22 protein-coding genes and 2 pseudogenes are annotated in these 24,080 nt (G+C 72.8%); 9 read left to right on the plus strand and 15 right to left on the minus strand.

Annotated features, from left to right (window positions below):
• Window positions 1-45: 45 nt before the first annotated feature.
• The 4 genes from mmsB to MVA48_RS15300 all read right to left on the minus strand — a co-directional run bounded on the left by mmsB (window position 46) and on the right by MVA48_RS15300 (window position 5,493).
• Entirely contained in the window at window positions 46-1,311 is a 1,266-nt protein-coding gene (gene mmsB, locus MVA48_RS15285; protein WP_246981556.1) for a multiple monosaccharide ABC transporter permease, read from the minus strand.
• A complete protein-coding gene (gene mmsA, locus MVA48_RS15290; RefSeq protein WP_246981557.1) occupies window positions 1,308-2,858 on the minus strand; it encodes a multiple monosaccharide ABC transporter ATP-binding protein in 1,551 nt (516 codons plus the stop codon). The genes mmsB and mmsA overlap by 4 nt, the downstream gene beginning before the upstream one ends.
• A gap of 239 nt (window positions 2,859-3,097) precedes the next feature.
• A complete protein-coding gene (gene chvE / locus MVA48_RS15295; protein ID WP_246981558.1) occupies window positions 3,098-4,249 on the minus strand; it encodes a multiple monosaccharide ABC transporter substrate-binding protein in 1,152 nt (383 codons plus the stop codon).
• A gap of 308 nt (window positions 4,250-4,557) precedes the next feature.
• Window positions 4,558-5,493 carry a DUF5926 family protein gene (locus MVA48_RS15300; RefSeq protein WP_246981559.1) on the minus strand — a complete coding sequence of 312 codons (936 nt, stop codon included), beginning with the start codon at window positions 5,491-5,493 and terminating at the stop codon, window positions 4,558-4,560.
• A gap of 46 nt (window positions 5,494-5,539) precedes the next feature.
• On the opposite strand from MVA48_RS15300, the gene MVA48_RS15305 reads away from it, so the two are divergent.
• From MVA48_RS15305 to MVA48_RS15315, 3 genes are read left to right on the plus strand one after another with little or no spacing between them, the layout of a single operon-like run.
• A complete protein-coding gene (locus MVA48_RS15305) occupies window positions 5,540-6,739 on the plus strand; it encodes a cytochrome P450 (protein ID WP_246981560.1) in 1,200 nt (399 codons plus the stop codon).
• Window position 6,740: 1 nt separating this feature from the next.
• Entirely contained in the window at window positions 6,741-7,427 is a 687-nt protein-coding gene (locus MVA48_RS15310; protein ID WP_246981561.1) for a DNA alkylation repair protein, read from the plus strand.
• Between the two features lie 25 nt (window positions 7,428-7,452).
• Entirely contained in the window at window positions 7,453-9,069 is a 1,617-nt protein-coding gene (locus tag MVA48_RS15315; protein WP_246981562.1) for a long-chain fatty acid--CoA ligase, read from the plus strand.
• A 120-nt stretch (window positions 9,070-9,189) separates the two neighbouring features.
• On the opposite strand, the pseudogene MVA48_RS15320 reads toward MVA48_RS15315, so the two are convergent.
• A pseudogene (locus tag MVA48_RS15320) lies at window positions 9,190-9,468 on the minus strand (rhodanese-like domain-containing protein); the annotation flags it as partial.
• A gap of 45 nt (window positions 9,469-9,513) precedes the next feature.
• Here MVA48_RS15320 and MVA48_RS15325 point away from each other — a divergent pair.
• Both MVA48_RS15325 and MVA48_RS15330 read left to right on the plus strand, forming a co-directional pair.
• Window positions 9,514-10,026 (plus strand): PH domain-containing protein, encoded by a 513-nt coding sequence (locus MVA48_RS15325; protein ID WP_246981563.1) that lies wholly within the window; start codon window positions 9,514-9,516, stop codon window positions 10,024-10,026.
• Window positions 10,023-11,477 carry a PH domain-containing protein gene (locus tag MVA48_RS15330; protein WP_246981564.1) on the plus strand — a complete coding sequence of 485 codons (1,455 nt, stop codon included), beginning with the start codon at window positions 10,023-10,025 and terminating at the stop codon, window positions 11,475-11,477. The genes MVA48_RS15325 and MVA48_RS15330 overlap by 4 nt, the downstream gene beginning before the upstream one ends.
• On the opposite strand, the gene MVA48_RS15335 is transcribed toward MVA48_RS15330, so the two are convergent.
• Together MVA48_RS15335 and MVA48_RS15340 are read right to left on the minus strand one after the other, a co-directional pair.
• Window positions 11,464-12,708, minus strand: coding sequence for a glutamate mutase L (locus MVA48_RS15335; RefSeq protein WP_246981565.1), 1,245 nt, complete (start codon window positions 12,706-12,708; stop codon window positions 11,464-11,466). The genes MVA48_RS15330 and MVA48_RS15335 overlap by 14 nt on opposite strands.
• Entirely contained in the window at window positions 12,705-13,805 is a 1,101-nt protein-coding gene (locus MVA48_RS15340) for a saccharopine dehydrogenase family protein (protein ID WP_246981566.1), read from the minus strand. The genes MVA48_RS15335 and MVA48_RS15340 overlap by 4 nt, the downstream gene beginning before the upstream one ends.
• Window positions 13,806-13,891: 86 nt before the next feature.
• Here MVA48_RS15340 and MVA48_RS15345 point away from each other — a divergent pair, with 86 nt between their 5' ends.
• The gene (locus tag MVA48_RS15345; RefSeq protein WP_246981567.1) at window positions 13,892-15,178 is read left to right on the plus strand and encodes an Nramp family divalent metal transporter; all 1,287 of its coding nucleotides are present in this window, start codon (window positions 13,892-13,894) and stop codon (window positions 15,176-15,178) included.
• Window positions 15,179-15,185: 7 nt separating this feature from the next.
• Here the strand turns inward: MVA48_RS15345 and MVA48_RS15350 are convergent, their stop codons facing one another.
• The gene (locus MVA48_RS15350) at window positions 15,186-15,332 is read right to left on the minus strand and encodes a LuxR C-terminal-related transcriptional regulator (protein ID WP_246981568.1); all 147 of its coding nucleotides are present in this window, start codon (window positions 15,330-15,332) and stop codon (window positions 15,186-15,188) included.
• Window positions 15,333-15,553: 221 nt separating this feature from the next.
• Window positions 15,554-16,081: pseudogene (locus MVA48_RS24270) on the minus strand (response regulator); the annotation flags it as partial.
• Between MVA48_RS24270 and MVA48_RS15360 the strand changes: the two are divergent.
• From MVA48_RS15360 to MVA48_RS15370, 3 genes are all read left to right on the plus strand, one after another.
• Window positions 16,056-16,655 (plus strand): sensor histidine kinase, encoded by a 600-nt coding sequence (locus MVA48_RS15360; RefSeq protein ID WP_246981569.1) that lies wholly within the window; start codon window positions 16,056-16,058, stop codon window positions 16,653-16,655. The pseudogene MVA48_RS24270 and the gene MVA48_RS15360 overlap by 26 nt on opposite strands.
• Window positions 16,656-16,763: 108 nt before the next feature.
• The gene (locus MVA48_RS15365; RefSeq protein WP_246981570.1) at window positions 16,764-17,624 is read left to right on the plus strand and encodes a manganese catalase family protein; all 861 of its coding nucleotides are present in this window, start codon (window positions 16,764-16,766) and stop codon (window positions 17,622-17,624) included.
• 16 nt (window positions 17,625-17,640) lie between these two features.
• On the plus strand, window positions 17,641-17,850 hold the full coding sequence (locus tag MVA48_RS15370; protein WP_246981571.1) for a hypothetical protein: 210 nt from the start codon (window positions 17,641-17,643) through the stop codon (window positions 17,848-17,850).
• A gap of 175 nt (window positions 17,851-18,025) precedes the next feature.
• Here the strand turns inward: MVA48_RS15370 and MVA48_RS15375 are convergent, their stop codons facing one another.
• The 6 genes from MVA48_RS15375 to MVA48_RS15400 all read right to left on the minus strand — a co-directional run bounded on the left by MVA48_RS15375 (window position 18,026) and on the right by MVA48_RS15400 (window position 24,019).
• Complete coding sequence (locus tag MVA48_RS15375) at window positions 18,026-19,666, minus strand: solute symporter family protein (protein WP_246981572.1); 1,641 nt, start codon at window positions 19,664-19,666, stop codon at window positions 18,026-18,028.
• On the minus strand, window positions 19,659-20,045 hold the full coding sequence (locus MVA48_RS15380; protein WP_246981573.1) for a DUF485 domain-containing protein: 387 nt from the start codon (window positions 20,043-20,045) through the stop codon (window positions 19,659-19,661). The genes MVA48_RS15375 and MVA48_RS15380 overlap by 8 nt, the downstream gene beginning before the upstream one ends.
• 183 nt (window positions 20,046-20,228) lie before the next feature.
• A complete protein-coding gene (locus tag MVA48_RS15385) occupies window positions 20,229-21,758 on the minus strand; it encodes a sodium/solute symporter (protein ID WP_246981574.1) in 1,530 nt (509 codons plus the stop codon).
• A 19-nt stretch (window positions 21,759-21,777) separates the two neighbouring features.
• Window positions 21,778-22,158: a hypothetical protein gene (locus MVA48_RS15390; RefSeq protein ID WP_246981575.1), complete on the minus strand. Its 381-nt coding sequence runs from the start codon at window positions 22,156-22,158 to the stop codon at window positions 21,778-21,780.
• Window positions 22,155-22,898 (minus strand): LytR/AlgR family response regulator transcription factor, encoded by a 744-nt coding sequence (locus tag MVA48_RS15395; protein WP_246981576.1) that lies wholly within the window; start codon window positions 22,896-22,898, stop codon window positions 22,155-22,157. Before MVA48_RS15395 ends, MVA48_RS15390 begins: the two co-directional genes overlap by 4 nt.
• Window positions 22,895-24,019 (minus strand): histidine kinase, encoded by a 1,125-nt coding sequence (locus tag MVA48_RS15400; protein WP_246981577.1) that lies wholly within the window; start codon window positions 24,017-24,019, stop codon window positions 22,895-22,897. The genes MVA48_RS15395 and MVA48_RS15400 overlap by 4 nt, the downstream gene beginning before the upstream one ends.
• Window positions 24,020-24,080: the final 61 nt, after the last annotated feature.

Consider the following 24,080-nt stretch of genomic DNA (forward strand, 5'->3'; position numbering starts at 1 on the left):
GGGACCGGTCGCCGCCGCGCCGGGCGGCGGCGACCGGCTCGTGCCTCAGCGGGAGGCCCCGGCGCGGCGCTTGTTGTAGACGTCGAAGGCGACGGCCAGCAGCAGCACGAGGCCCTTCACCACCGACTGGACCGGCTGATCGACGTTCATCAGCTGCATGCCGTTGCTCATGACAGCCATGATCAGCGCGCCGACCATGGCGCCGAACACGGTGCCGACGCCCCCGGTGACCGCCGCGCCACCGATGAACGCGGCGGCGATCGCGTCGAGCTCGAACATCTGACCGGCGTTGGGCTGGGCGCTGCTGGTGCGCGAGGAGAAGATCACGCCGGCGATGGCCGCCAGGAAGCCCATGTTGACGAAGATCCAGAAGTTGACCGCCCGGACCTTCACGCCGGACAGCGTCGCCGCGGCGAGGTTGCCGCCGATCGCGTAGACCTGCCGCCCGAAGACGGTGCGCTTGGTGATCAGGGCATAGGTCATGATCAGCACGGCCAGGATGATCAGCACGATCGGCAGGCCACGGGCGGTGGCCAGCTTCCAGGCGAAGTACATGACGACCGCGCCGACGGCGACGATCTTCGCGACGAACAGCGGGAAGCTCTCGACCGGCTGCTTGTAGCGCAGGCGGGCCAGCCGCGTGCGCCACTGCGACACGGCGTAGCCCCCGACCGCGATCCCGAAGATGAGCAGCGTGAACGCGTCGTAGCCGTCGCCGCCGATCAGCCCGTTGATGAAGCCGTTGGCGACCCTCGGGTACGGGTCCGGGAAGGGCGACAGCGAGATGTTGTTCAGCACTTCCTGCGCCAGGCCGCGGAAGAGCAGCATGCCGGCGAGGGTGACGATGAACGCCGGGATGCCGACGTAGGCGACCCAGAACCCCTGCCAGGCGCCGACCGCGATGCCGACGGCCAGCGCGGCGATGATGCCGACCCACCACGGCTGGCCGTTGCGGATCACGACCACGGCCGAGACCGCGCCGGTCAGGGCGACCACCGAGCCGACCGAGAGGTCGATGTGACCGGCGATGATCACGATGACCATGCCGATCGCCAGCACGAGGATGTAGCTGTACTGCTGGACGATGTTCGAGATGTTCCGGGGCAGGAGCAGGTCGCCGTCGGTGAGGATCGCGAACAGCGCGACGATCGCCACGAAGGCGATGTAGATCCCGCTGGTCCGCAGGTTGCGCGTGACCAGGGTGGCGAGGTTGCTGGTGCCGACACCGAGCGCCGCGGCGGGGGCGACGTCCTTGGGAGCGGTCGCCGTCTGGGCCTCCGGATCCGACGACGGGGGAACGGTGGTGGTCATGCCGTGAGCTCCTTCTCCTTGGTCATGAGCTCCATGAGCTTCTCCTGGGTGGCCCCGTCGGTCTCGTGGTGCACGGGCACCTCACCGGTGATCCGTCCGGCCGAGAGGGTGTAGATGCGGTCGCAGATGCCGAGGAGTTCGGGCAGCTCCGACGAGATGACGACGACGGCCTTCCCGGCCGCCACGAGGCGGTTGATGATCGTGTAGATCTCGTACTTGGCGCCGACGTCGATGCCGCGGGTCGGCTCGTCGAGGATGAGCACCTCGGGTTCGGTGAACAGCCACTTGGACAGGACGACCTTCTGCTGGTTGCCACCCGAGAGCTTGCCGACGACGCTCATGACGCTGGGCGCCTTGATGTTCATGCTCTGCCGGTACTCCTCGGCGACCTTGATCTCCTCGTTGTCGTTCACCCAGCCGCGCGCGGCGAGCTTGCGCAGGGAGGCGGCAGAGATGTTGCGCCGGATGTCCTCGATCAGGTTCAGGCCGTAGCGCTTGCGGTCCTCGGTGGCGTACGCGATGCCGGCCCCGATCGCCTCCGGCACGCTGCGGACCTTGACCTCCCTGCCGTGCACGAACAGCCGGCCGGTGATGTCGCGGCCGTAGGAGCGGCCGAAGATGCTCATGGCCAGCTCGGTGCGGCCGGCGCCCATCAGGCCCGCGATGCCGACGACCTCGCCGGCGCGCACGCTGAACGAGGCGTTCTGCACCACGAAGCGATCCTGGGTGGGGTGCTTCACGCTCCAGTCCTCGACGCGCAGGATCTCGTCGCCCGGGTGGGATTCGCGGTGCGGGTAGTAGCTCTCCAGGTCGCGGCCGACCATGCCGCGGATGATCCGCTCCTGCGTCACCTCGCCGGCGTGCAGGTTCAGCGTCTCGACCGTCCTGCCGTCGCGGATGACGGTGACGTTGTCGGCGATCGCGGTGATCTCGTTGAGCTTGTGCGAGATCATGATGCAGGTGATGCCGCGCTCCTTGAGCCTGCGCAGCAGATCCAGCAGGTGCGCGGAGTCGTTGTCGTTGAGCGCCGCGGTGGGCTCGTCGAGGATGAGCAGCTTCACGTCCTTCGACAGGGCCTTGGCGATCTCGACCAGCTGCTGCTTGCCGACGCCGAGCTGACCGACCGGCGTCACCGGGTTCTCGGGCAGGCCCACCGAGTTCAGCAGGTCGGCGGCGTCGGCGTTGGCCTTGTTCCAGTCGATCAGCCCGCCGCGGCCGCGGACCTCGTTGCCCAGGAAGATGTTCTCGGCGATCGAGAGGTAGGGCACCAGCGCGAGCTCCTGGTGGATGATCACGATGCCCTTGTGCTCGCTGTCGCGGATGTTCGCGAAGTGCACCGGCTCGCCGTCGAAGACGATGTCGCCGTCGTAGCTGCCGGTCGGGTACACCCCCGACAGCACCTTCATCAGCGTGGACTTGCCGGCGCCGTTCTCGCCGCAGATCGCGTGGATCTCACCGCGCCGCACGCTGAGATTGACGTCCTCGAGCGCCTTGACGCCGGGGAAGGTCTTGGTGATGGAGCGCATCTCCAGGATGTTCTCTGCCATGTGTCCCGTCGTCCTCGTCGTCGAGTGCGGTGCTGTGTTCGGTGGCGCGGTGCTGTGTGCGGTGGCGCGGTGCTCAGAGTGTGGACCCGGAGGCCGCCGTGGGCATCCGAGGTGATCGGGCGGCCGGAGGTGCTCGACGGCCGCGGGCTTCGCGCAGGTCGGTGCAGGTGGTGCGGGGTGGTGCGGCCGGGCCCGGCAGCGCTTGCGCCACCGGGCCCGGCCGGTCTAGGACCGGCGGATCACTCCGCCTGGCCGGCCTCGACCTCTTCCGCGGTCCAGTAACCGGTGTCGACCAGCTCCGCCTGGATGTCGTCGGCGAAGACGGTGACGATGTCGAGCAGGTAGGACGGGACGACCTTCACACCGTTGTCGTAGTCCTCGGTGTTGTTGGCCTCCGGCTCCTCGCCCTCGAGGAACGCCTCGGCGGCGATGACGGCCTGCTCGGCCAGGAGACGGGTGTCCTTGAAGATCGTCGAGCTCTGGACACCGTCGGCGATCAGCTTGACCGAGGCGATCTCGGCGTCCTGGCCGGTCACGATCGGCATGGGCTGCGCGCCGCTGTCGATGGTCGGGCCGTAGCCGTTGTTCGACAGCGCGGTGATGATGCCCCGCGACAGGCCGTCGTAGGGCGAGAGCACGCCGTCGACCCGCGAACCGTCGTTGTACGTGGAGGTCAGCAGGTCCTCCATGCGCCGCTGGGCGGTCTCCTGCTGCCAGCGCAGCGTGGCGACCTGCTCGATCTCGGTCTGGCCCGACTTGACGACCAGCGTGCCGTCGTCGATGAGCGGCTGCAGGACCGACATGGCGCCGTCGAAGAAGAAGAAGGCGTTGTTGTCGTCCAGCGAACCGGCGAACAGCTCGATGTTGAACGGCCCGGTGGCGGTGCCCTCGGGGTTGTCCTCGGTCGGCAGACCCAGGCCGGTCAGCAGTGCGTTGCCCTGCGCGACACCGACCTTGAAGTTGTCGAAGCTGACGTAGAAGTCGACGTTCTCGCTGTCGCGGATGAGCCGGTCGTAGGAGATGACCGGGATGCCCTCGTCCGCGGCGGCCTGCAGCTGGCTGCCCAGGGCGGTGCCGTCGATCGCGGCGATGATCAGGGCGTCGGCGCCCTGGGTGATCATCTGGTCGATCTGCTGGGTCTGGGTCGGGATGTCGTCGCCCGCGTACTGCAGGTCGACCTCGTAACCCTTCGCCTCCAGCTGCTCCTTGACGGCGTTGCCGTCGGCGATCCAGCGCTCCGACGTCTGGGTCGGCATCGAGACGCCGATCGAGAGGTCCTCGGGAGCCGCGTCCTCAGTGTTGTTGTTGCTGCCGGCGCCTTCGCCGCCACAGGCCGCCAGCGTCAGCGCCGCCACGGCACTGAGGGCGGTCAAGCCGAGCTTCCTGCTCACGTATTGATCTCCTCTTCGAGACATCTGCCGCCCGACGACCCGGCGCAGGCCCGCTGATGCGCGAGCGGAGTAAATGTGAGCGTTAACAAGACGTTCCGTCAAGAGGCTCCTCGCCCATCGGGCGTCACGGTCGCGTAACGCTCCCGTCACCCAGATGTTGACGTCGTCGCACCGGGTGACGACGGGGTGTTCCGGCCCCGCCGCGACCCGCTTGCGACCTGCGAGATGTCCGCTTTGGGGGTGTTGTGCACGCTCACGGGGTCCGGCAGGACTCCCACAGCGTGCACCCGACCCCAGGGCCGGCGCCGCTACCGCAGGGTGACCTGCCGGGAGAGCAGACCGGCCCGGGCGCGGCGCTCGTCTGCGTCCAGCGGGTCGGTCACGGTCAGCGCCCGCTCGAGGCGGCCCTGGAACTCGGTGGCCGGCCCGACCCAGTCCTCGGCGGGGGCGTCGGCCGGCAGGTCCCACACCGGGACGACGAGCCCCAGGGCCCGGAACGCCCCCGCGTAGCGGGTGCCCTCGCCCAGGAGGATCGGATCGCCCGCGGCGCGCAGTCGGGCGAGCGCGTCGAGCAGCTTCTCCTCGGGCTCGGGCCGCACCCAGCGCAGGTGCGCCCGCTCCTGCCCCGGCCGCACCCAGTAGGCGGCGTCGAGCCCGGGCAGCCGCACGGTGGGCAGGATCGCCTGGTTGGCCTGCTCGAGCCCTGCCCGTGCCGCGGCGGCGGGCTCCGTGCCCTCCAGCCAGAAGCCGAAGTCCTCGTGCACGGTGACCTCGAACGGGGCGGTCAGGTCGAGGATCTCCTGCAGGCGCGGCCCCGCGGAGCCGGCGGCGCCGACGGGCCCGGGGTCCACGGGCGCCCCGGCCGGCGCCTCCAGGGCGGCGGCCAGCGCGGTGCCGATGTCGCGGCTGACGTCGTCCGAGGAGGCCTGCAACTGGACGGCGAGCACGATCTCGCCGCTCGCCCGGACCAGCGCCGGCACACCGCCCGGCAGCACGCTGGCGAGGGTGACCTCGCGGCCGTCCGTCGTCCGCACGGAGGCCGTCGCAGCCGGCACCAGCTCCCGCAGCGCGACCCAGTCGGGCTCTCCCGGCAGGCCCTCGAACGGGCGGGTGACCGGCGGCGCGTAGCCCGAGCCGTGGCAGTGCTTGTAGCGGCGTCCCGATCCGCAGAAGCACGGTGCCTTGGGGTTGATGCCCTCGGGCGCGGCGGTGGCGGGAGCGGACGAGCGCTTGCGGGAGGCCATGAGCGGAGCCTACGGACGGTCCCGACGTGGCCCATACGCTGCTCCCGTGGCCGCTCCGCTCGACCTCACCGACCCCGCCGTCGTCGCGAACCCCTACCCCGCGTTCGCGCGAGCCCGCGCCGAGGCGCCGGTGCAGTGGCACGAGGAGCTGCAGCTGTGGCTGGCGTTCACGCACGCGGAGTCCAACGCCGTCCTCCGGGACCGCCGGCTGGGCCGGATCTGGCGCGACAGGGAGCCGCAGAGCAGGTTCGAGAGCTTCAACCTCATCCACCGCAACGCGATCCTCGAGATGGAGCCGCCCGAGCACACCCGGCTGCGGCGGCTGGTCAGCACCGCGTTCGCGCGCGGGCACGTCGAGCGGCTGCGGCCCTGGGTCGAGCAGCTGGCCGGGCGGCTGGTCGACGGGCTGATCGAGCGGTCCGGGGGCTCGGCGCCGGTCGACCTGCTGCCGGGCATGGCCGAGCAGCTGCCGGTCGACGTCATCGCCGAGCTGCTCGGCGTGCCGCAGGCCGACCGCCCGCTGCTGCGTCCCTGGTCGAACGCGATCGTGAAGATGTACGAGTACGACCGCACTCGGGAGCGCGAGGAGGCGGCCGAGCGCGCGGCGGACGAGTTCGTCACGTACCTGCGGGGGCTCGCCGCCGAGCGGCGGAAGCAGCCCGGTGACGACCTCGTCAGCCACCTGGTCCAGGTCCGGGACGCCGAGGGCGACAAGCTCACCGAGGACGAGCTGGTCACCACCTGCATCCTGCTGCTCAACGCCGGCCACGAGGCGACGGTCAACGTCACCGGCAACGGCACGCTGGCCCTGCTGCACAACCCCGATCAGCTGCAGCGGCTGCGGGCGGACCGCTCGCTGCTCCCGACGGCGATCGAGGAGCTCATGCGCTACGACTCCCCGCTCCAGCTGTTCGAACGCACCGCCACCGAGGACGTCGAGATCGGCGGGATCACCGTCGCCGCCGGTCAGAAGATCGCGGCGCTGCTGGGCGCGGCCAACCACGACCCTGCCGTCTTCGCCGAGCCCGAGACCCTGGACGTCGGCCGCACCGACAACCCGCACATCTCCTTCGGGGCCGGCGTCCACTTCTGCATCGGTGCGCCGCTGGCCCGCGTCGAGCTGCAGGCGTCGTTCGGGGCGCTGCTGGACCGGACGTCGTCCCTCGTGCTGGGCGGAGAGCCGGTGCGGCGTCCCGAGTTCGTGATCCGCGGGCTGGCGCAGCTGCCCGTCGTCCTCACGGCCTGACGTGACCGTCGACGAGGTCCTGGCCCGGCTGCGCGACCTGGCCGAGCCGTCCCGGCTGCCGGGCATGGCCCGGTACGGGATCGGGGCCGGCACCGCGCTCGGCGTGACCGTCGGGGAGCTGCGCGGCGTGGCGAAGGAGGTCGGCCGGGATCACGCACTGGCCGGCGACCTGTGGGCCAGCGGCGTGCACGAGGCGCGGATCCTCGCGTCGCTGGTCGACGACCCGGCACTGGTCGACGACGACCAGTTCGAGCACTGGGCCGCCGACTTCGCCTCGTGGGACCTCTGCGACCAGGTCTGCCAGAACCTCTTCCGGTACGCGGCGGCGGGCTGGGGCAAGGCCGTGGAGTGGCCGACGAGGGACGAGCTGTTCGTCAAGCGGGCCGGTTTCGTGCTCATGGCGGGCCTCGCCGTCGCGGACAAGCGGGCCGCCGACGACCGGTTCGCCGCCCTCCTCCCGGCACTGGTGGCGAGCGCGGACGACGACCGGCCGCTCGTGCGCACGGCCGCGAGCTGGGCGCTGCGCGCCATCGGCAAGCGCAGCGCCGGGCTCAACCTGCTCGCCGTCGAGGCGGCCGAGCAACTCCGCGGAAGCGGTGCCCGATGGGTGGCCACCGACGCGCTCCGGGAACTCCGCAGCCCCGCCGTCCGGCGCCGGCTGGCGACGCGGACCTCGCCTGGAAGGTGAGCGGGCTCACTGGCAGGATCCGGCCATGCGCGGCTTGATGCAGGACTCGCCCCTCACCATCGACACGATCTTCCGGCACGTCGAGCAGCACTACGGCGACGGGACGATCGTCACCAACAACCCCGGCGGTGTGACCCGGACGACCTACGCGGAGTGGGCGCAGCGCACCCGCAAGCTCGGCGGCGTCCTCGACACGCTCGGCGTGAGCGGCGACGGGCGGGTGGGCACGTTCGGCTGGAACAGCCAGCGTCACCTCGAGCTCTACTTCGCCGCGCCGTGCACCGGCCGGGTCCTGCACACGCTCAACATCCGGCTGTTCCCCGAGCAGCTGACCTACATCGCCAACCACGCCGAGGACGAGGTCGTCTTCGTCGACCGCACCGTGCTGCCGCTGCTGTGGAAGCTCATCGACACGATGACGACGGTCCGGCACGTCGTGGTCATGGACGACGGCGGCACCAACGAGGTCCCCGACGACCCGCGCATCTCCGACTACGAGACGCTGCTCGCCGACGCCCAGCCGGTCGACTTCCGGGTCGACGACGAGAACCTCGCCGCCTCCATGTGCTACACGAGCGGCACCACGGGCAACCCCAAGGGCGTCGTCTACTCGCACCGCTCGACGGTGCTGCACACGATGGCCGTGCTCGCACCCAACGCCTTCGGGCTGGGCGTGCGGGACGTCGCGATGCCGGTCGTCCCGATGTTCCACGCCAACGCCTGGGGCATCGCGCAGGCCGCGCCCGCCGCCGGCGCCTCGCTGGTGATGCCCGGGGCGATGATGCAGCCCGAGGCGCTGGCCGACATCATCGTGGACGAGGGCGTCACCTTCACCGCCGGCGTCCCGACGATCTGGCAGGGCGTGCTGCCCCACCTGGCCGGCCGCGAGCACAAGCTGCGCGAGATCGGCTGCGGCGGGTCGGCCGTGCCGAAGGCGCTGTCCGAGGCCTACCGCGAGCAGGTCGGGCTGCCGATCCTGCAGGCCTGGGGCATGACCGAGACGTCGCCGGTCGCGTCGTCGGCCGTGCTCTCCCGCCAGTACGACGACGCCGACGCCGAGACCGTCGCGAACGCCCGGGCCCGAGCGGGCATCCCGCTGTTCGGCGTCGAGGCGAGGATCGTCGACGCCGACACCCTCGAGCCGCAGCCCTGGGACGACCAGGCCACCGGCGAGCTGCAGGTCCGCGGTCCGTGGTGCGCGAAGGACTACTACAACCCCGACGCCGGGGTCGTGCTCTCCACCGAGGACGGCTGGATGAAGACCGGCGACGTCGCCGCCATGGACGCGGCCGGCTCGATCCGGATCGCCGACCGCACCAAGGACCTGATCAAGTCCGGCGGCGAGTGGATCAGCTCGGTCGACCTCGAGAACGTGATCATGAGCCACCCGAAGGTGAAGGAGGCCGCGGTCGTCGGCATCCCGCACCCGAAGTGGGACGAGCGGCCGCTGGCCTGCGTGGTGCTCAACGAGGGCGAGCAGGCGACGGAGGCGGAGATCCTGGAGTTCCTGCAGCCGAAGGTGGCCAAGTGGTGGCTGCCCGACGCCGTCGAGTTCATCGACGAGGTGCCCAAGACCAGCGTCGGCAAGTTCTCCAAGAAGGACCTGCGCGCCACGTTCGCCGAGTACGAGCTGAAGTCCTGACGACCAGAACCGCGGTTTCGGCCCCCGACCGGAGGAGCCGAAACCGCGGTTCTGGCTGCTAGCGGACGAAGGGGGCTGGCCGGTCTCGCTCACCATGGGCCGGCCGGCGGCCTCCCAGTCACCCATGCCACCGGCGACGTTCACCGCGTCGTAGCCGTTCTGGTTGAGCCAGGCCGCCACCCGCGCGGACCGGCCGCCGCCGCGGCAGGTCACGTACAGCGGGTCGCCCTCGGGGAGGTCGTCGAGCCGGGCGGGCACCTCGCCCATCGGGATGTGGGTGGCGCCCTCGATGTGGCCGTGCACCCATTCGTCGTCCTCGCGGACGTCGAGGACGACGGCGTCGTCCGGCAACTCGTCGACGGACACGGTCGGCACCTGCTGTGGCATCACGCCTTCCATCGTGGCACGCGCCGCCGCCGACAACGCACTGCGAGGATGGACCCGATGACCACCGCCCCTGCCCCGGTGCGCGAACCGGCCTGGCAGCTCTCCCGCTCCGCCATCGGGCTCTGGGTGACCGAGGGCGCCATCTCGACGGTGTCCCTCGGCCTCGCCGCCGGTGCGTTCCTCCTCTTCGTCCCCGCGAGCGCCGGTGGTCCCGTCCCACTGCTGCGGTGGCTCGTGCCCATCGGCGTCGTCGTCCACGCGGTGGTGGCGCTGGCCATCCGGCCGCACATCCGGTTCCACGTGCACCGCTGGGAGGTCACGGCGGACGCCGTCTACACGCTGACCGGCTGGCTGACCCGCACCTGGACGCTGGTGCCGATCTCCCGCATCCAGACCGTCGACGTGACCCGCGGCGTGCTCCAGCAGCTGTTCGGCCTGTCGACGGTGGCGGTGCTGACGGCGAGCTCGCAGGGCACCGTGCGCATCTGGCACCTCGAGGCCGACGTCGCCCAGCGGGTCGCCGACGACCTGGCGCACCGCGCCGAGCAGGTCCGCGACCAGGCCACATGAACCCGGCCGCACCGGCACCGCAGGGACGGCGGACCTCGCCGCTCGTCGTCCTCGTCCACACCGCCACCTTCAAGCAGGCCCGCCAGGTCGTCCCGGCGGTCATCCCGATCCTCGCGGCGACCGGCTTCGGCGGCGGCACGACCATGCTCATCTCGCTGGTCGTCGGCGTCACGCTGCTCTCCCTGCTGACCGCCGCCCTGTCCTGGTGGCGGTTCAGCTACCTCGACGGGCCGACCGCGGTGGTGGTCACCCGCGGCCTGGTGTCGCGGTCGGTCCGCACGGTGCCGAACGACCGGATCCGGGGCGTCGAGGTGGAGGCGCCCGTGCTGCACCGGGTGTTCGGCCTGGTGCGCGTCCGGATCGACGCCGCGGCGGGGGCGGCCGGCGAGAACGAGGAGGTCGTGGTCGACGGGGTGCCGCGCGCCGAGGGCGACCGGTTGCGCGCCGCCGTGCTCACCCACCGCGCCACGGCGCCCGAGGCGGCGGAGGAGGAGCCGGTCGAGGAGGAGTTCGGTCGCTTCGACAACCGCTGGTTGCTGTACGCCCCGCTGGTCGGCAGCTACCTCGCCGTTCCCCTCGCCGCGGTCGGCGCGCTGTTCCGGCTCGTCGACGAGCTCCCCCGCCAGTTCCAGCCGGACCTCGAGGGGCCGGACGTGAGCGACGGGCGCGCCGCCGCGCTGCTCGTCGTCGCGGCCCTCCTGCTGCTGGTGCTCGGCGCCGTCGTCGGCGCCGCGATCGTCAACTGGCGCTTCCGGCTGACGCGGCGGGGCGGCTCGCTGGTCGCCGTCCGCGGGCTGCTCACCCGTCGGCACACCGAGCTGGAGATCGACCGCATCCGCGGCTGGACCCTCTCCGAAGGGCTCGGCATGCGATGGGTGCGCGCCGCCCGGCTGAGCGCCCTGGTCACCGGCCTCGGCGACGCCACCAGGCGCGGCCAGCTGCTCCCTCTCGGGCCCCGGACCGAGGCGGTGACCCTGGGCCGGCGGCTCGTGACCGACCCGGCCGAGCTGATCGGCCATCCGCCGGCCGCCCGGCGCCGGCGGATCCTGCGCGCGACGGCCGCGGGAGTCCTGGTGACGCTGGCCGGCGCCGTCACATCGGCGGCGTTCGGCTGGTGGTGGCTGCTCGCCGCGGGCATCGCCCTGACGGTCCTCGCCGTCCCCGTCGGGCTGGGCCGGTACGCCGCCCTCGGGCACGCCACCGGGCCGGACGCGTTCACGGTGCGCAGCGGCTGGCTGGTCCGCGAGCAGGCGGTCCTGCAGCGGCGGGCGGTGGTCGGCTGGCAGGTGCGCCAGTCGTTCTTCCAGCGCCGGGCCGACCTGGCCACCGTGATCGCCTGCGTCGGGGCGGGCCAGGGCGGGTACGCGTCGACCGACATGGCCGCCGGCGAGGTCGCCGCGTTCGCGGCGGCCGCCTCCGAGCCGTGGGCGGCGACGCTCAGCGCGCGCTGAGCAGGTCCCGCGCCAGGGCGGTGGCGGTGTCGGGGTGCTCGGCGGCCAGGAGGCCGATCGGCGCGAGCGCGTAGCGGCGGTCGACCAGGACGGGAGTGGCGGCGACGACGCTGCCCGCCCCACCCGTGTCGGCGGCCAGCCGCGCCACCACGCGGTCGACCGCCTCGGGCGCCGCGTGCCGGAACACGCCGCCGGACAGCACGACCAGACCCGCGCCGCGGGCGCTGGCGCCGCCCGGCCCGTACCCCGCCTCGGCCCGCAGGTGCCGGCGCAGGGCGATCGTGGCCGCCGTGCCGCCGAGATCCAGGGAGTCCTCCCCCGGCACCGGCAGGCCCTCGGCGGCCGCCGCCGCCCGCAGCGCGTCGACGCTCCACGAGACACCGAGGTCGCCCTCCACCGTGCGCCGTCGCGCCGGCACGCCGACCGCCTCCCGCCCCAGGGACGCCTGCTCCGCGTCGGGCTCGGGCACGCAGTACACGTCGGTGGTCGCGCCGCCGACGTCGAGCACGACCACCGACACCCGCTCGTCGGCCAGCACCCGGGCCAGGACGGTCACCCCCTCCAGGACGGCGTCCGGGGTCACCGCCCGCACCCACTGGCGCAGCCGCGGATCGGTCGACAGCCGGTCGCCCCCGATGACGTGCTCGAGGAACACCTCGCGGATCGCCGCCCGGGCCGACTCCGGCGTCAGCAGGCCGATGTCGGGCAGCACGTTGTCGGCCTCCCGCACCGGCAGGCCGCCGTCCCGGAGCATCCGCGCCACCTCGTCCCGAACCGCCACGTTGCCGGCGAGGACGACGGGGACGGACCGCTCCGCACCGGCCAGCGTGGCGGCGTTCGCACGCAGCACCGACGCCTCCCCGCCGTCCGTGCCGCCCACCAGGAGGACGACGTCCGGCTCGGCCGCCTGCAGCGCGGCCAGCGCGGCGCCGTCCACGACACCGGCGGCGACATGGACGACGCGGGCTCCGGCGGTGAGCGCGGCCCGGTGCCCGGCCTCGGCGCTGATCAGCTCCTCGTAGCCCACGACCGCCAGCCGCAGCCCACCGCCCGCGCTGGAGCAGGCGATGACCGGCGCGTCCGCGAAGCCGGCCGTCGCCGCCAGCACACCGCGGACGACGTCCCCGAGCGTCGTCGGCGCCTGCGCGGTGGCGAGCAGCTCACCGGAGAGGACGTCGACCAGCGCGGCCTTCGTCCAGGTCGACCCGATGTCGACGCAGGCGACCCTCACGCCCGGACGAGCCCGACCTCCGCCGCCCCGGCGGTCAGCACGTCGAGGCCGAACGCCTGCACCGGCCCGAGGGCGCCGGGGCCGGTGACGCCCTCCGAGGCGGCGCGGGTCGCACCCCACGCCAGCATCGCGGCGGTGAAGCCGTAGGCCTCCGGCCCGTTGAGCTGCACCCGGCTGACCACCTGGCCGGAGGCGTCCTGCACCTCGGCGACCGTATGGGTCCGCCCGCGCGCGACGGTGGCCTCCGACGGGGCCTCGCCCACCCGGCGGCCGAGCGCCCCGACCAGCCGCTGCACCGCCTGCTCCGACCCGGGGATGCGCGCGACCAGCCCGGTGACCGGCGACATCAGGTGTGCCGGCGTGGTCATCGGACCGAACCAGTCGAGGTGCACGCCGACCTCGCGCAGCGTCGGCGCGAGGCCCGGCAGGGCCAGGTGCTCCGAGCCACCGACCGACAGGCCGGTGCGCCGCCGGCCGTCCACCTCGAACGTCCAGGTGTGCCGCCCCGGGGTCTCCGGGCGCAGGGAACCCCCGGTGAAGCGGAAGCCGGGCTCGAACAGCACCCCGGCCGCCGAGACCAGCGTGCCGCGGGAGAACGCCTGGCCCGAGACGCCGGACATGCTGTACCCCACGTCCAGGCGGTGCGCGCATTCGCCGGCCTCGGCCAGCGCCAGGGCACCGGCGAGGTTGCCCGGCACGTAGTCCAGGCCGAAGGCGGGCACCAGCGTGGCGCCCGAGGCGAGCGCCAGCGGGCCGTCGTCCTCGAAGACCTGGCGCACGAACGGCGGCTCGCCGGTGGAGTCGAGGTAGACCGCACCGGCCTCGACGGCCGCGTCGACGGCGGCCCGGCCGAGGCGCAGGAACGGCCCGACCGTGGTGACGAGCACGTCGCCCGAGCCCAGGAGGCTCCGCACGGACGCCGGATCGGTGACGTCGGCCTGCGCCGTCTCCAGGCCACCGAGCCGCCCGGCCAGCGCGGCCAGCCGTCCGGGGTCACGACCGGCGAGGACCGGCCGGGCGCCGCGCTCGACGAGGGCCTCGGCGGTGCGCGCGCCGGTATACCCGGTGGCGCCGAACAGGACGATGCGGGCGGTCACCCGGCGGACCCTACCCAGCGCCGACGTGACCCCGCCGGGCCACCGAACGGCCCGACCGGTCCTCCGGGCGCGGGCAGGGCTGGGACGTGTACCTCTCCAGGGCCGAGGCCGCGCTCCTCCCCACCCAGCTCGGCGGCCGGCCGGCCACGGTCAGGCCGGAGGGGCGGCGGCTCTGGCCGCTGCTCGGGCCGGCGTTCGTGGCGGCGGTCGCCTACGTCGACCCCGGCAACTTCGCGACCAACTTCTCCGGCGGCGCGGCCTTCGGCTACACGCTGCTCTGGGTGATCGTCGCGGCCAACCTCATGGCGATGCTCATCCAGTCGCTCACCGCCAAGCTCGGCATGGCCACCGGCCGCGACCTGGCCACGCTGTGCCGCGAGCGGTTGCCGCGCCCGGTCACCTGGGGCCTCTGGGTGCAGGCAGAGGCCGTCGCCATCGCCACCGACCTGGCCGAGATCGTCGGCGGGGCCGTGGCGCTGTACCTGCTGTTCGGCGTTCCGCTGCCGATCGGCGGCGTCATCACGGCCGTCGTCGCGTTCGCCCTGCTCGCCGCGCAGTCGCGCGGTCACCGGCCCTTCGAGCGGGTCATCGCCGGGCTGCTGCTGGTCATCGGGCTCGGCTTCGGCTACACGCTCATCGGCTCGGGCGTGGACGTCGACGCCGCGGCGGCCGGGCTGGTGCCCTCGTTCGCCGGGCCGGAGAGCCTCATCCTGGCGACCGGCATCCTGGGGGCGACGGTCATGCCGCACGTCATCTACGTGCACTCGGCCCTGACCCCCGGCCGCTACGGCGACGCGGTCACCGCCGGACGGACGGCGGAGGGACGGCGACGGCTGCTGCGCGCCCAGCGGCTCGACGTCCTGCTGGCCATGGGCTTCGCCGGCCTGATCAACGCCTCGATGCTGGTCGTCGCTGCCCAGCTGTTCACCGGCACGGGCATGGACGGGTCGCTCGAGGCGGTGCACGCGGGGCTCGGGAACGAACTGGGCCGCGGCGCCGGGGTCGTGTTCGGGATCGCGCTGCTCGCGTCCGGCTTCGCGTCCTCGTCGGTCGGCACACACGCCGGGCAGGTGGTGATGGCGGGGTTCCTCCGGCGGCACCTGCCGGTCCACCTGCGCCGGCTGATCACGCTGGTGCCGGCGCTGGCCGTGCTGCTGGTGGGCGCCGACCCGACCACCGCGCTCGTGTGGTCGCAGGTCGTCCTGTGCTTCGGCATCCCGTTCGCCCTGGTGCCGCTGCTGTGGCTGACGTCGCGACGCGACCTGATGGGCGGCTGGGTGAACCGCCGACGGACGACGGCGGCCGGCATGGTGGTCGCCACGTTGATCATCGGGCTCAACGCGCACCTGCTCGTCGGGCTGACGGTGGGCTGAGCGCTCCTCAGCCGTCCGACTGCTGCACCAGTCCGACCCGGCCCGCGAGCGCTGCCGCCTCGACCCGGCTCGACACCCGCAGCCGCCGCAGCAGGTGCGCGACCAGTCGCTTCGCCGTCCGCTCGGAGACGTGCAGCGTCGTGGCGATGTCCATGGTCGCCGCCCCCCGGCGATCAGCCGCCAGAGCCGTCGCTCGTCGGCGGTCAGCTGGCCGGCGAGCCCCTCCTGCTCCTGGGGCGCGGCCCGGTCGAGCAGGTGGCGCAGCAGGTGCTCGGGCAGCACCGACCACCCGTCGAGGACGGCGAGCAGCGGGCCCACCAGCGTCTCGGGGTCGGCGGTCTTGGGCAGGAAGCTCGACGCGCCGGCCCGCAGCGCCTCGGCCGCCGCGTCCGGGTCGGCGACGCCCGACATCGCGACCACCCGCACGGTCGGTTCGACCCGGCGGACGGCGGCGATCGCCCGGCTGCCGCCGGGAGGGGGCATCTGCAGGTCGATGACGGCGACGTCGGCCCGGAACCGCTGCACCAGCGCCGCCGCGGCCGAGGCGTCGTCGGTGGTCGCGACCACGTTGACCGAGCCGTCGCTGACCTCCGGGAGGAGCAGTGTCAGTCCCCGGGTGAAAAGCGGGTGGTCATCGACCACAATCACATCCACGCTCGTCCGGCGTGGAGCAGGAGCGCCGATCTCGCCCATCTGCCCCCGTCCGTCTGCCTGCGCGACGCTGCCGGCCGGCCGCGGGACCGGAGGTGCCCGTGATCCTGGCCGTCCACACCTCGCCCCCGCGGTGCGGGAGTTCCTCGCGCACCCGGTCCGGCTGGTCCGTGCCCTCCTGGGCCGAAGGCCCAGGACGCCGGAGAGTTCCACGCCGGAGGAGGCGGTGTTCCGCGCCCTGTGCCACGACATGCGAGGGTCGCTGACGTGCCTGGAGAGCTCGCTGCGCCACCTCGGGACTGATGCGCCGGCCCGCGGTGAGCTGCTGGACCTGGCGCAGGCGCAGGCCGCCCACCTGACCTCGATGCTGCGCACCGCCGAGGCGGCCGGCAACGCACCGTCGACCGTCGCCGCGATGGGGCAGCGGCTGCGCGACGTCGTCGCGTCGTCCGTGGCGGCGTCCGGGCTCCCGGGCCGGCAGCTCACGCTGCGCCTGGGCGAGCGCGCCGGCGACGTCCTCGTCGGCGACTCGCGACTGCAGCGGATCCTCGTCAACCTGCTGGAGAACGCCCACCGGCACGGGCGCGGGCAGCCGGTGGAGCTAGCCGTGACCTCGGGCCACGGCTGGGTGGAGCTGGCCGTGGCCCAGCCGGGGGTGCCGGCGGCACGGGTGGCCGGGCACCTGCGCACGGAGCGGCCGCCGGCCGACCTGACCGGGCTGGGCCTGTGGTCCGTGCAGCGCCAGGCGCGTGAACTCGGCGGGCGGGTGGTGTGCGAGCAGCGGGCCGACGCGACCACGCTGCGGGTCCAGCTGCCCGACCGCTGAGACCTGAATGGCACCGCCGGGCCATGGGTCGGCACCGGCAGGCCAGCGGGCGGGGCAGAACTCGTGCGTGCCCGTCCTGCACGGGACCGACGACGCAAGGAGACCTGCGTGTTCACCCATTTCCACGCCCTGCAGTACGAGGCCAAGCCCGACGCCCCTGATCCCGATTTCGCCCGCAAGATGCAGGAGGTGCTCGGCGGCCAGTGGGGCGAGATGACCGTCGCCACCCAGTACCTGCTCCAGGGGTGGAACTGCCGGCTGCCCGGCAAGTACAAGGACCTGCTGCTCGCCATCGGCACCGAGGAGCTGGCCCACGTCGAGATGATCGTGACGATGATCGACCGGCTGCTCGACCACATCCCGCTCAAGCCGGACGCCGCCGACCGCTCCAAGGAGGCTGCGGCCGGCTACGGGCAGCACAACCCGCAGCACCCGATCGTCAACGGCGCCGGCGCCTCGTACATGGACAGCATGGGCAATCCCTGGACCGGCGCGTACGTCACCGCCAGCGGCAACCTCATGGCGGACTTCATGTACAACGCCACCGCCGAGATGCAGGGCCGCCTGCAGGTCGCCCGGCTCTACAACATGACCGACGACCCGGGCGTGAAGGACCTGCTCCGCTTCCTGATCACCCGCGACCACTACCACCAGCAGCAGTGGCTGGCGGCGATCGAGCAGCTCAAGGAGGAGGGGCTCGAGGGGATCCCCGTCCCCGAGGCGTTCCCCCTGGAGGAGGAGGTAAGCGACCTCGGCTACACCTTCATCGACGCCTCCGACGGCGCCGACGCGGCGAGCGGCCGCTGGGCCTCCGGGCCGTCGATCGACGGCCGTGGCGAGTTCTCGGCCCGCCGCATCGAGGCCACGGCCGACGCGCCGATCCTGCCCCCGGGCGACCCGCGGCTGTACCCGACGCCGCAGACCGACACGAAGAACCTGCTGCAGAAGGCCAAGGACCTGCTCACCTGAGGACCCGGGGGTTCCGATGCACCTGCACGTTCCCGTCCCGCTGGCACTCCTGACGGTCCTCTACGCGACCGCGATCGCGGTGGCGCTCGTCCAGCCCGGCCGGCCCACGCTCGGCGCCGTCGTCGTCCTCGCCGGGCTGACCGCCCGGTGGCTGATGCGGCGCCGGCATGCCGCCGTCATGGCGCCGGTCGCCGTCCCGGCCCCTGCTCCGGCTCGGGCGGCCTGACCGAGTGCCGCCCCGTGGGTGGGTGCCGCGGTACAGCGCTGCACTCGCAACCACAGCGCGGCGCTCACCGAGGACGGGCGAGGCGCGCGCCCCCATCAGGGGACGCGCGCCTCGGTCGGCCCCGTCTCAGGGTCCCGCCCCGAGGTACGAGGGGTGGGGGAGACGGGGTCCTTCCTCAGTGCTGGACCGCCTTCTCCGCACCGATGCCGGTGAAGGCGCGCACCTCCATCTCGGCGCTCAGGAGCTCGTCCGGACGCTCCTTCGACAGCTTCGTGCCGAGCCAGCCCAGGAAGAACGAGAGCGGGATCGACACCAGACCCGGGTTGTTGAGCGGGAACCAGGAGAAGTCGACGTTCTGGAGCAGCGACGTGGTCTTCCCCGTCGCCGGGTTGATCGGCCCGCCGGAGACGACCGGCGAGAAGATGATCAGGACGACGCACGAGATCAGCCCGCCGTAGATCGACCACAGCGCGCCCTGGGTGGTGAAGTTCCGCCAGAACAGCGTGTAGAGGATCGTCGGCAGGTTCGCCGATGCGGCCACGGCGAAGGCCAGCGCCACCAGGAAGGCGATGTTCAGCCCCGCCTGCAGCGCCAGGATGCCCAGCCCGATCGAGATCGCACCGATGACGACGGCGGTCACGCGGGCCACCTTCACCTCACCGTTGCCCGACACCGTGCCCTTTTTGATCACCGACGCGTACACGTCGTGCGCGAAGGACGCCGAGGCGGTGATCGTCAGACCGGCCACCACGGCGAGGATCGTCGCGAACGCGACGCCGGCGATGACGCCCAGCAGCACCGTGCCGCCCAGCTCGAAGGCCAGCAGCGGGGCCGCCGCGTTGACCGCACCGGGGGCCGCGAGGATCTCGCCCGGACCCACGAGCGCGCCCGCGCCGTAGCCGATGACCAGGCTGAACAGGTAGAAGATGCCGATCAACCAGATGGCCCAGACCACCGAGCGGCGGGCGTCCTTGGCGGTGGGCACCGTGTAGAAGCGCATCAGCACGTGCGGCAGCCCCGCCGTCCCGAGCACCAGCGCGAGGCCGAGGGAGACGAAGTCCAGCTTCGAGGTGCCGCTGGCCCCGTACTGCGCACCGGGCGCCAGGACGTTGCGGCCCTCGACGGCCTGGTCCTGGGCGCCGCCGAGCAGCGAGGACAGGTTGAAGCCGTACTTGCCCAGGACCCAGACGGTCATGACGAACGCGCCGGCGATGAGCAGCGTCGCCTTGATGATCTGCACGTACGTGGTGCCGCGCATGCCGCCGACCAGCACGTAGAAGATCATCAGCGCACCGACGACGGTGACGACGACGGCCTGCGCGGCTTCGCCGCTGACACCCAGCAGCAGGGTCACCAGCCCGCCGGCGCCGCTCATCTGCGCCACCAGGTAGAACAGGCACACCGCCAGGGTGGAGATGGCCGCGGCCATGCGGACCGGCCGCTGCCGCATCCGGAAGGCCAGGACGTCGGCCATGGTGAAGCGGGCGGTGTTGCGCATCAGCTCCGCGACGAGCAGGAGCGCGACCAACCAGGCGACCAGGAAACCGATCGAGTAGAGGAAGCCGTCGTAGCCGTACACCGCGATGGCGCCGGCGATGCCCAGGAACGAGGCGGCCGAGAGGTAGTCGCCGGCGATGGCCAGGCCGTTCTGCGTGCCGCTGATGTTGCGCCCCGCCGCGTAGTAGTCGGCGGCGCTCTTGTTGTTGCGGCTGGCGCGGAAGGTGATGTAGAGCGTCACCAGGACGAACGCCCCGAAGATCGAGATGTTGATCGCCGGCTCGCCGATGCTGCTCTCGGCAGCGATCAGGTCAGGCACGGGTCGCTCCCTCGCTGGACGTGCCGGTGCCGGGACCGGCGTACTCGTGGTGCTCCAGGCGGGTGCGCATCTCGTCGGCGATCGGGTCGGTGTTCTTGTCCGCGTGCGCCACGTAGAGGTGCGTGATCGCGAAGGTCGTGACGAACTGCAGCAGGCCGAAGAGGATCCCCAGGTTCACGTTGCCGAAGACCTCGGTCGCCATGAAGTCGGGCGCGTAGGTCGAGAGCAGGACGTAGAGCAGGTACCAGGTCAGGAACGCGACGGTCATCGGGAACGCGAAGCGCCGGAAACGCCGTTTGAGCTCGACGAACTCCGGTGACCGCTGGGCGGCCAGGTACTCGTCCGGCGTCAGCAGCCGGCGTTCGTTGGACTCGGTCAAGCTACGACCTCCTGGTCAGAGTCGGGCTGGGCGGGTACTCCACACGGGCGCAGTGTGAGCCCCGTCACGGTAGGACCGCGCCCGGAGGAGCGCAGGAGAACGTGCCGATGCTGCGCCGAGCGGTGACCGGCAGTCGGCGTACGGCAGGTCCGGCAGGACGAGCGGTCGCCGCTGGGTTGCCGCTCAGCGCGGCGGCGCGCCGCGGTCGAGCTGCACCGACTCGGGGGTGTGCAGCCGGACCATGGTGCGGGCGGCGTTCCGCGGCACGCGCCGAGGGGTGGCCAGCGAGACCGACACCATGGTGAGGAAGGCCAGCGGCACGGTCCAGGCGGCCGGCTGGGCCAGCAGGGCGCCCGGCCAGCCCACGGGCGCCGCGCCGAGCAGGGTGGCCAGGACCGCGGCGCCGGCGCAGCCGCCACCGACGAGCATCCCGGCGATCGCGCCGGCGTCGGTCAGCTTGCGCCACCAGATGCCGAGGACCAGCAGTGGACAGAAGGTCGAGGCGGCGAAGGCGAAGGCCAGGCCCACCGCCTGGGCCACACCGACCCCCTCGGTCACGAGGGCGAGGCCGAGCGGCGCCAGGACGGCGACGACCGCGCCGGCCTGGAAGGCGCGGACCCCGCCGAAGCGGCGGCCCATCACGTCCTGGCTGATGACGCCGGCCACGGCGACGGTGAGCCCGGACGACGTCGACAGGAACGCGGCGAACGCTCCCGCCGTGGTCAGGGCGGACAGCAGGTCGCCGAACGTGCCGCCCAGCATGCGCGCGGGCAGCTCCAGCACCACCGACTCCGCCCGGCCGCCGGCGATCAGGTCCGGCGCGTAGAGCCGGCCGAGGCCGCCGTACAGCGGAGGGAGCAGGTAGAAGAGGCCGAGCAGGGCGAGCACGAAGAGGGTGGTGCGCCGGGCCGCGGCGCCGTCGGGGTTGGTGTAGAAGCGCACCACCACGTGCGGGAGACCCATGGTGCCGAGGAAGGTGGCGATGATGATCGAGTAGGTCGTGTAGACCTCGTGGTCGGTCCCGGCCAGCGGTGACACCCACGAGTCACCCTGCACGCCACCGTCCACGACGCCGACCGAGGCCGGGGACACCCCGCCGTCCCCGAGCCACACGGTCACCATGAACAGCAGCGGGAACAGCAGCGCGGTGAGCTTGAGCCAGTACTGGAACGCCTGGACGAACGTGATGCTGCGCATCCCGCCGAACAGCACGTTCACCAGCACGACCGCCGCGACCAGCACGCCGCCCAGCCAGGGACCGGTGCCCGTGGCGGCCGTCAGCGCCAGCCCGGCGCCCTGGAACTGCGGCATGAGGTAGAGCCAGCCGATCGCCACGACGAGCAGCGCCGACAACCGGCGGACGCCGCGGGACTCCAGCCTGCTCTCGGCGAAGTCGGGCAGCGTGTAGGCGCCGGAGCGCCGCAACGGCGCGGCGACCAGGACGAGCAGGACGAGGTACCCCGCCGTCCAGCCGACCGGGTACCAGAGCATCTCGGTGCCGAAGACGAGCACCAGGCCGGCGACGCCGAGGAACGACGCCGCGGAGAGGTACTCGCCGCCGATCGCCGAGGCGTTCAGGGCCGGGCGCACCGTGCGGGACGCCACGAAGAAGTCGCTGGTGGTGCGGGAGAACCGCCAGCCGTAGGCGCCGACCGCCAGGGTGGCCACGAAGACGGCCGTGACGCCGATGACGCTGAACCCCGCGGCGGTCACGGCCGGCCGACGTCCCGGCTCACGAGCGGTCCAGCACGTCGGTGAAGGCGCGTTCGTTGCGCTCCGCGGCGCGTACGTAGAGCCAGCCGGTCGCGAACAGGAACGGGTAGACCGCGAACGCCAGCAGCAGCCAGGGCAGCGGCACGGCCAGCACCATGACGGTGGACAGGTCGGGGAGGAGCCAGAACACCAGCGGGATGCCGCCGACGAGCACCGCGAGGGTCCCGAGCGCGATCAGCGCCAGCCGCAGCTGCGAGCGAAGGAGCGAGGACATGTACACCTCGCCCAGCACGGTCTGGGCGTCGATCTCGCTCGCGGCCGGAACGCGCTGGGCACGGGCGGCCACCGTGCGCGGGCTGGTGACGCGCACGCGGCGGGGCGCGGTGTCCGACATCGTCACGCCCTGCCCGAGGTTCCCGGCCGGGCCCGGCGGACCAGCAGGTCGCGGAGCTCCCGGGTGTGCCGGCGGCTCACGCCCAGCTGGATGCCGTTGACGACGACCGAGCAGCGGCCGGTGTCCATCCGCACCTCCTCGACGTGCTGGAGGGCCACCAGCAACGACCGGTGGATGCGCACGAAGCCGGCGTCCTTCCAGGCCTCCTCCAGGGTGGTCAGCGGCACCCGGACGAGGTGGCTGCCCGACGGGGTGTGCAGCCGGGCGTAGTCGCCCTGCGCCTCGACGTACCCGACGCTGGAGCGCGGCACGAACCTGGTCACGCCGCCCAGTTCGACGGCGATGTCGTCGTCCGCCGGGGCCGAGCCGCCGGCCCGCGCGCCGACCACCCGGCGGACCGCCTCGGCCAGCCGGTCGTCGCGGACCGGTTTGAGCACGTAGTCGACGGCGCCGAGCTCGAAGGCGTCGACGGCGTGGTCCTCGTAGGCGGTCACGAAGACCACGGGGGGCGGCGCCTTGAACCGGGACAGCACGCGCGCCAGGTCCACCCCGCTCAGACCGGGCATCCGGATGTCGAGGAAGACGGCGTCGACGGACCGCTCCTGGAGGAGGCGCAGCGCGTCGGTGGCCGAGTCGCTGGTCACCACGGCGCCGATCCGCTCGTCGCGCTCGAGCAGCCAGCGCAGCTCCTCCAGGGCGGGGCGCTCGTCGTCGACCACGAGGACGGTGAGCCGGTCGGCGATCACGGGCGCACTCCGGGGGCGAACTTGGGGACTCGCACGACGACCTTCGTACCCGCCGCGGGCCCGGTCTCCACGACGAGGCCGTAGTCGTCGCCGAACGCGGTGCGCAACCGGGCGTCGACGTTGCCCAGGCCCACCGAGTCGACGGACGCGTCGCCGGCGAGCGCCCGCCGCACCTTGTCCGGGTCCTCCCCCACACCGTCGTCCTCGACGGAGATGAGGCACTCGCCGCCCTGGTCGGCGGCGATGATCGTCACCGTCCCGGTCCCCGGCTTGCGTTCCAGACCGTGCCGGACGGCGTTCTCCACCAGGGGCTGGAGGCAGAGGAAGGGAACCGCGACCGGCAGCACCTCCTGCGCCACGCGGAGCGTGACCTGCAGCCGGTCGCCGAACCGCGCCTTCTCCAGCGCGAGGTAGCGCTCGATCGACCGCAGCTCCTCGGCCAGGGTCGTGTACTCGCCGTGCCGGCGGAAGGAGTACCGGGTGAAGTCGGCGAACTCCAGGATGAGCTCGCGGGCCCGCTCGGGATCGGTGCGCACGAACGACGCGATCGCGGTCAGCGAGTTGTAGATGAAGTGCGGGCTGATCTGCGCCCGCAGCGCCCGCACCTCGGCCTCCATCAGCCGCGTGCGCGAGGCGTCGAGCTCGGCCAGCTCCAGGTTGCCCGACACCCAGCGGGCGACCTCGGTCGCGGCCCGGACGAGCCCGGCGGAGGCCGACGGGGTGAAGGCCTGCAGGGTGCCCACGACGCGGTCCTCCACGACGAGCGGGCTCACGACCACCTGCCGCAGCCCGCACCCCGCGTCCGCGCAGGGGAAGTCCGCGCGGTTGCGCACCACGGTGTTGCCCGACTCCAGCACGAGGGCCGCCAGACCCGCCGTGTCCCGCTCGTGGTGCCCGAAGCGGCCGTCCCACGCCAGCATGCCGACGGTGTCGGTCAGCGCGACCGCCGGCACGCCCAGCAGGTCCCGCAGGTGCCGGACGGCGCGTTCGGCGGAGCCGCTGGTGAGGCCGGAGCGCAGCTCGGGCGCGGTGAGCGAGGCGGAGTGCAGGGTCCGGAAGGTCGCCTGCTCCGCCTCCGTGCCGAGATGGCCGGGTCGCAGCCACCGCCACCAGTCGCGCATCGCCGGTCCCCCGTCCTCCCTCCGCGCGGAGCCTGCGCTCCGTAGGGGCTGACATCGTCGC

The organism is Blastococcus sp. PRF04-17 (assembly GCF_023016265.1).
Taxonomy (GTDB): Bacteria; Actinomycetota; Actinomycetes; order Mycobacteriales; family Geodermatophilaceae; genus Blastococcus_B.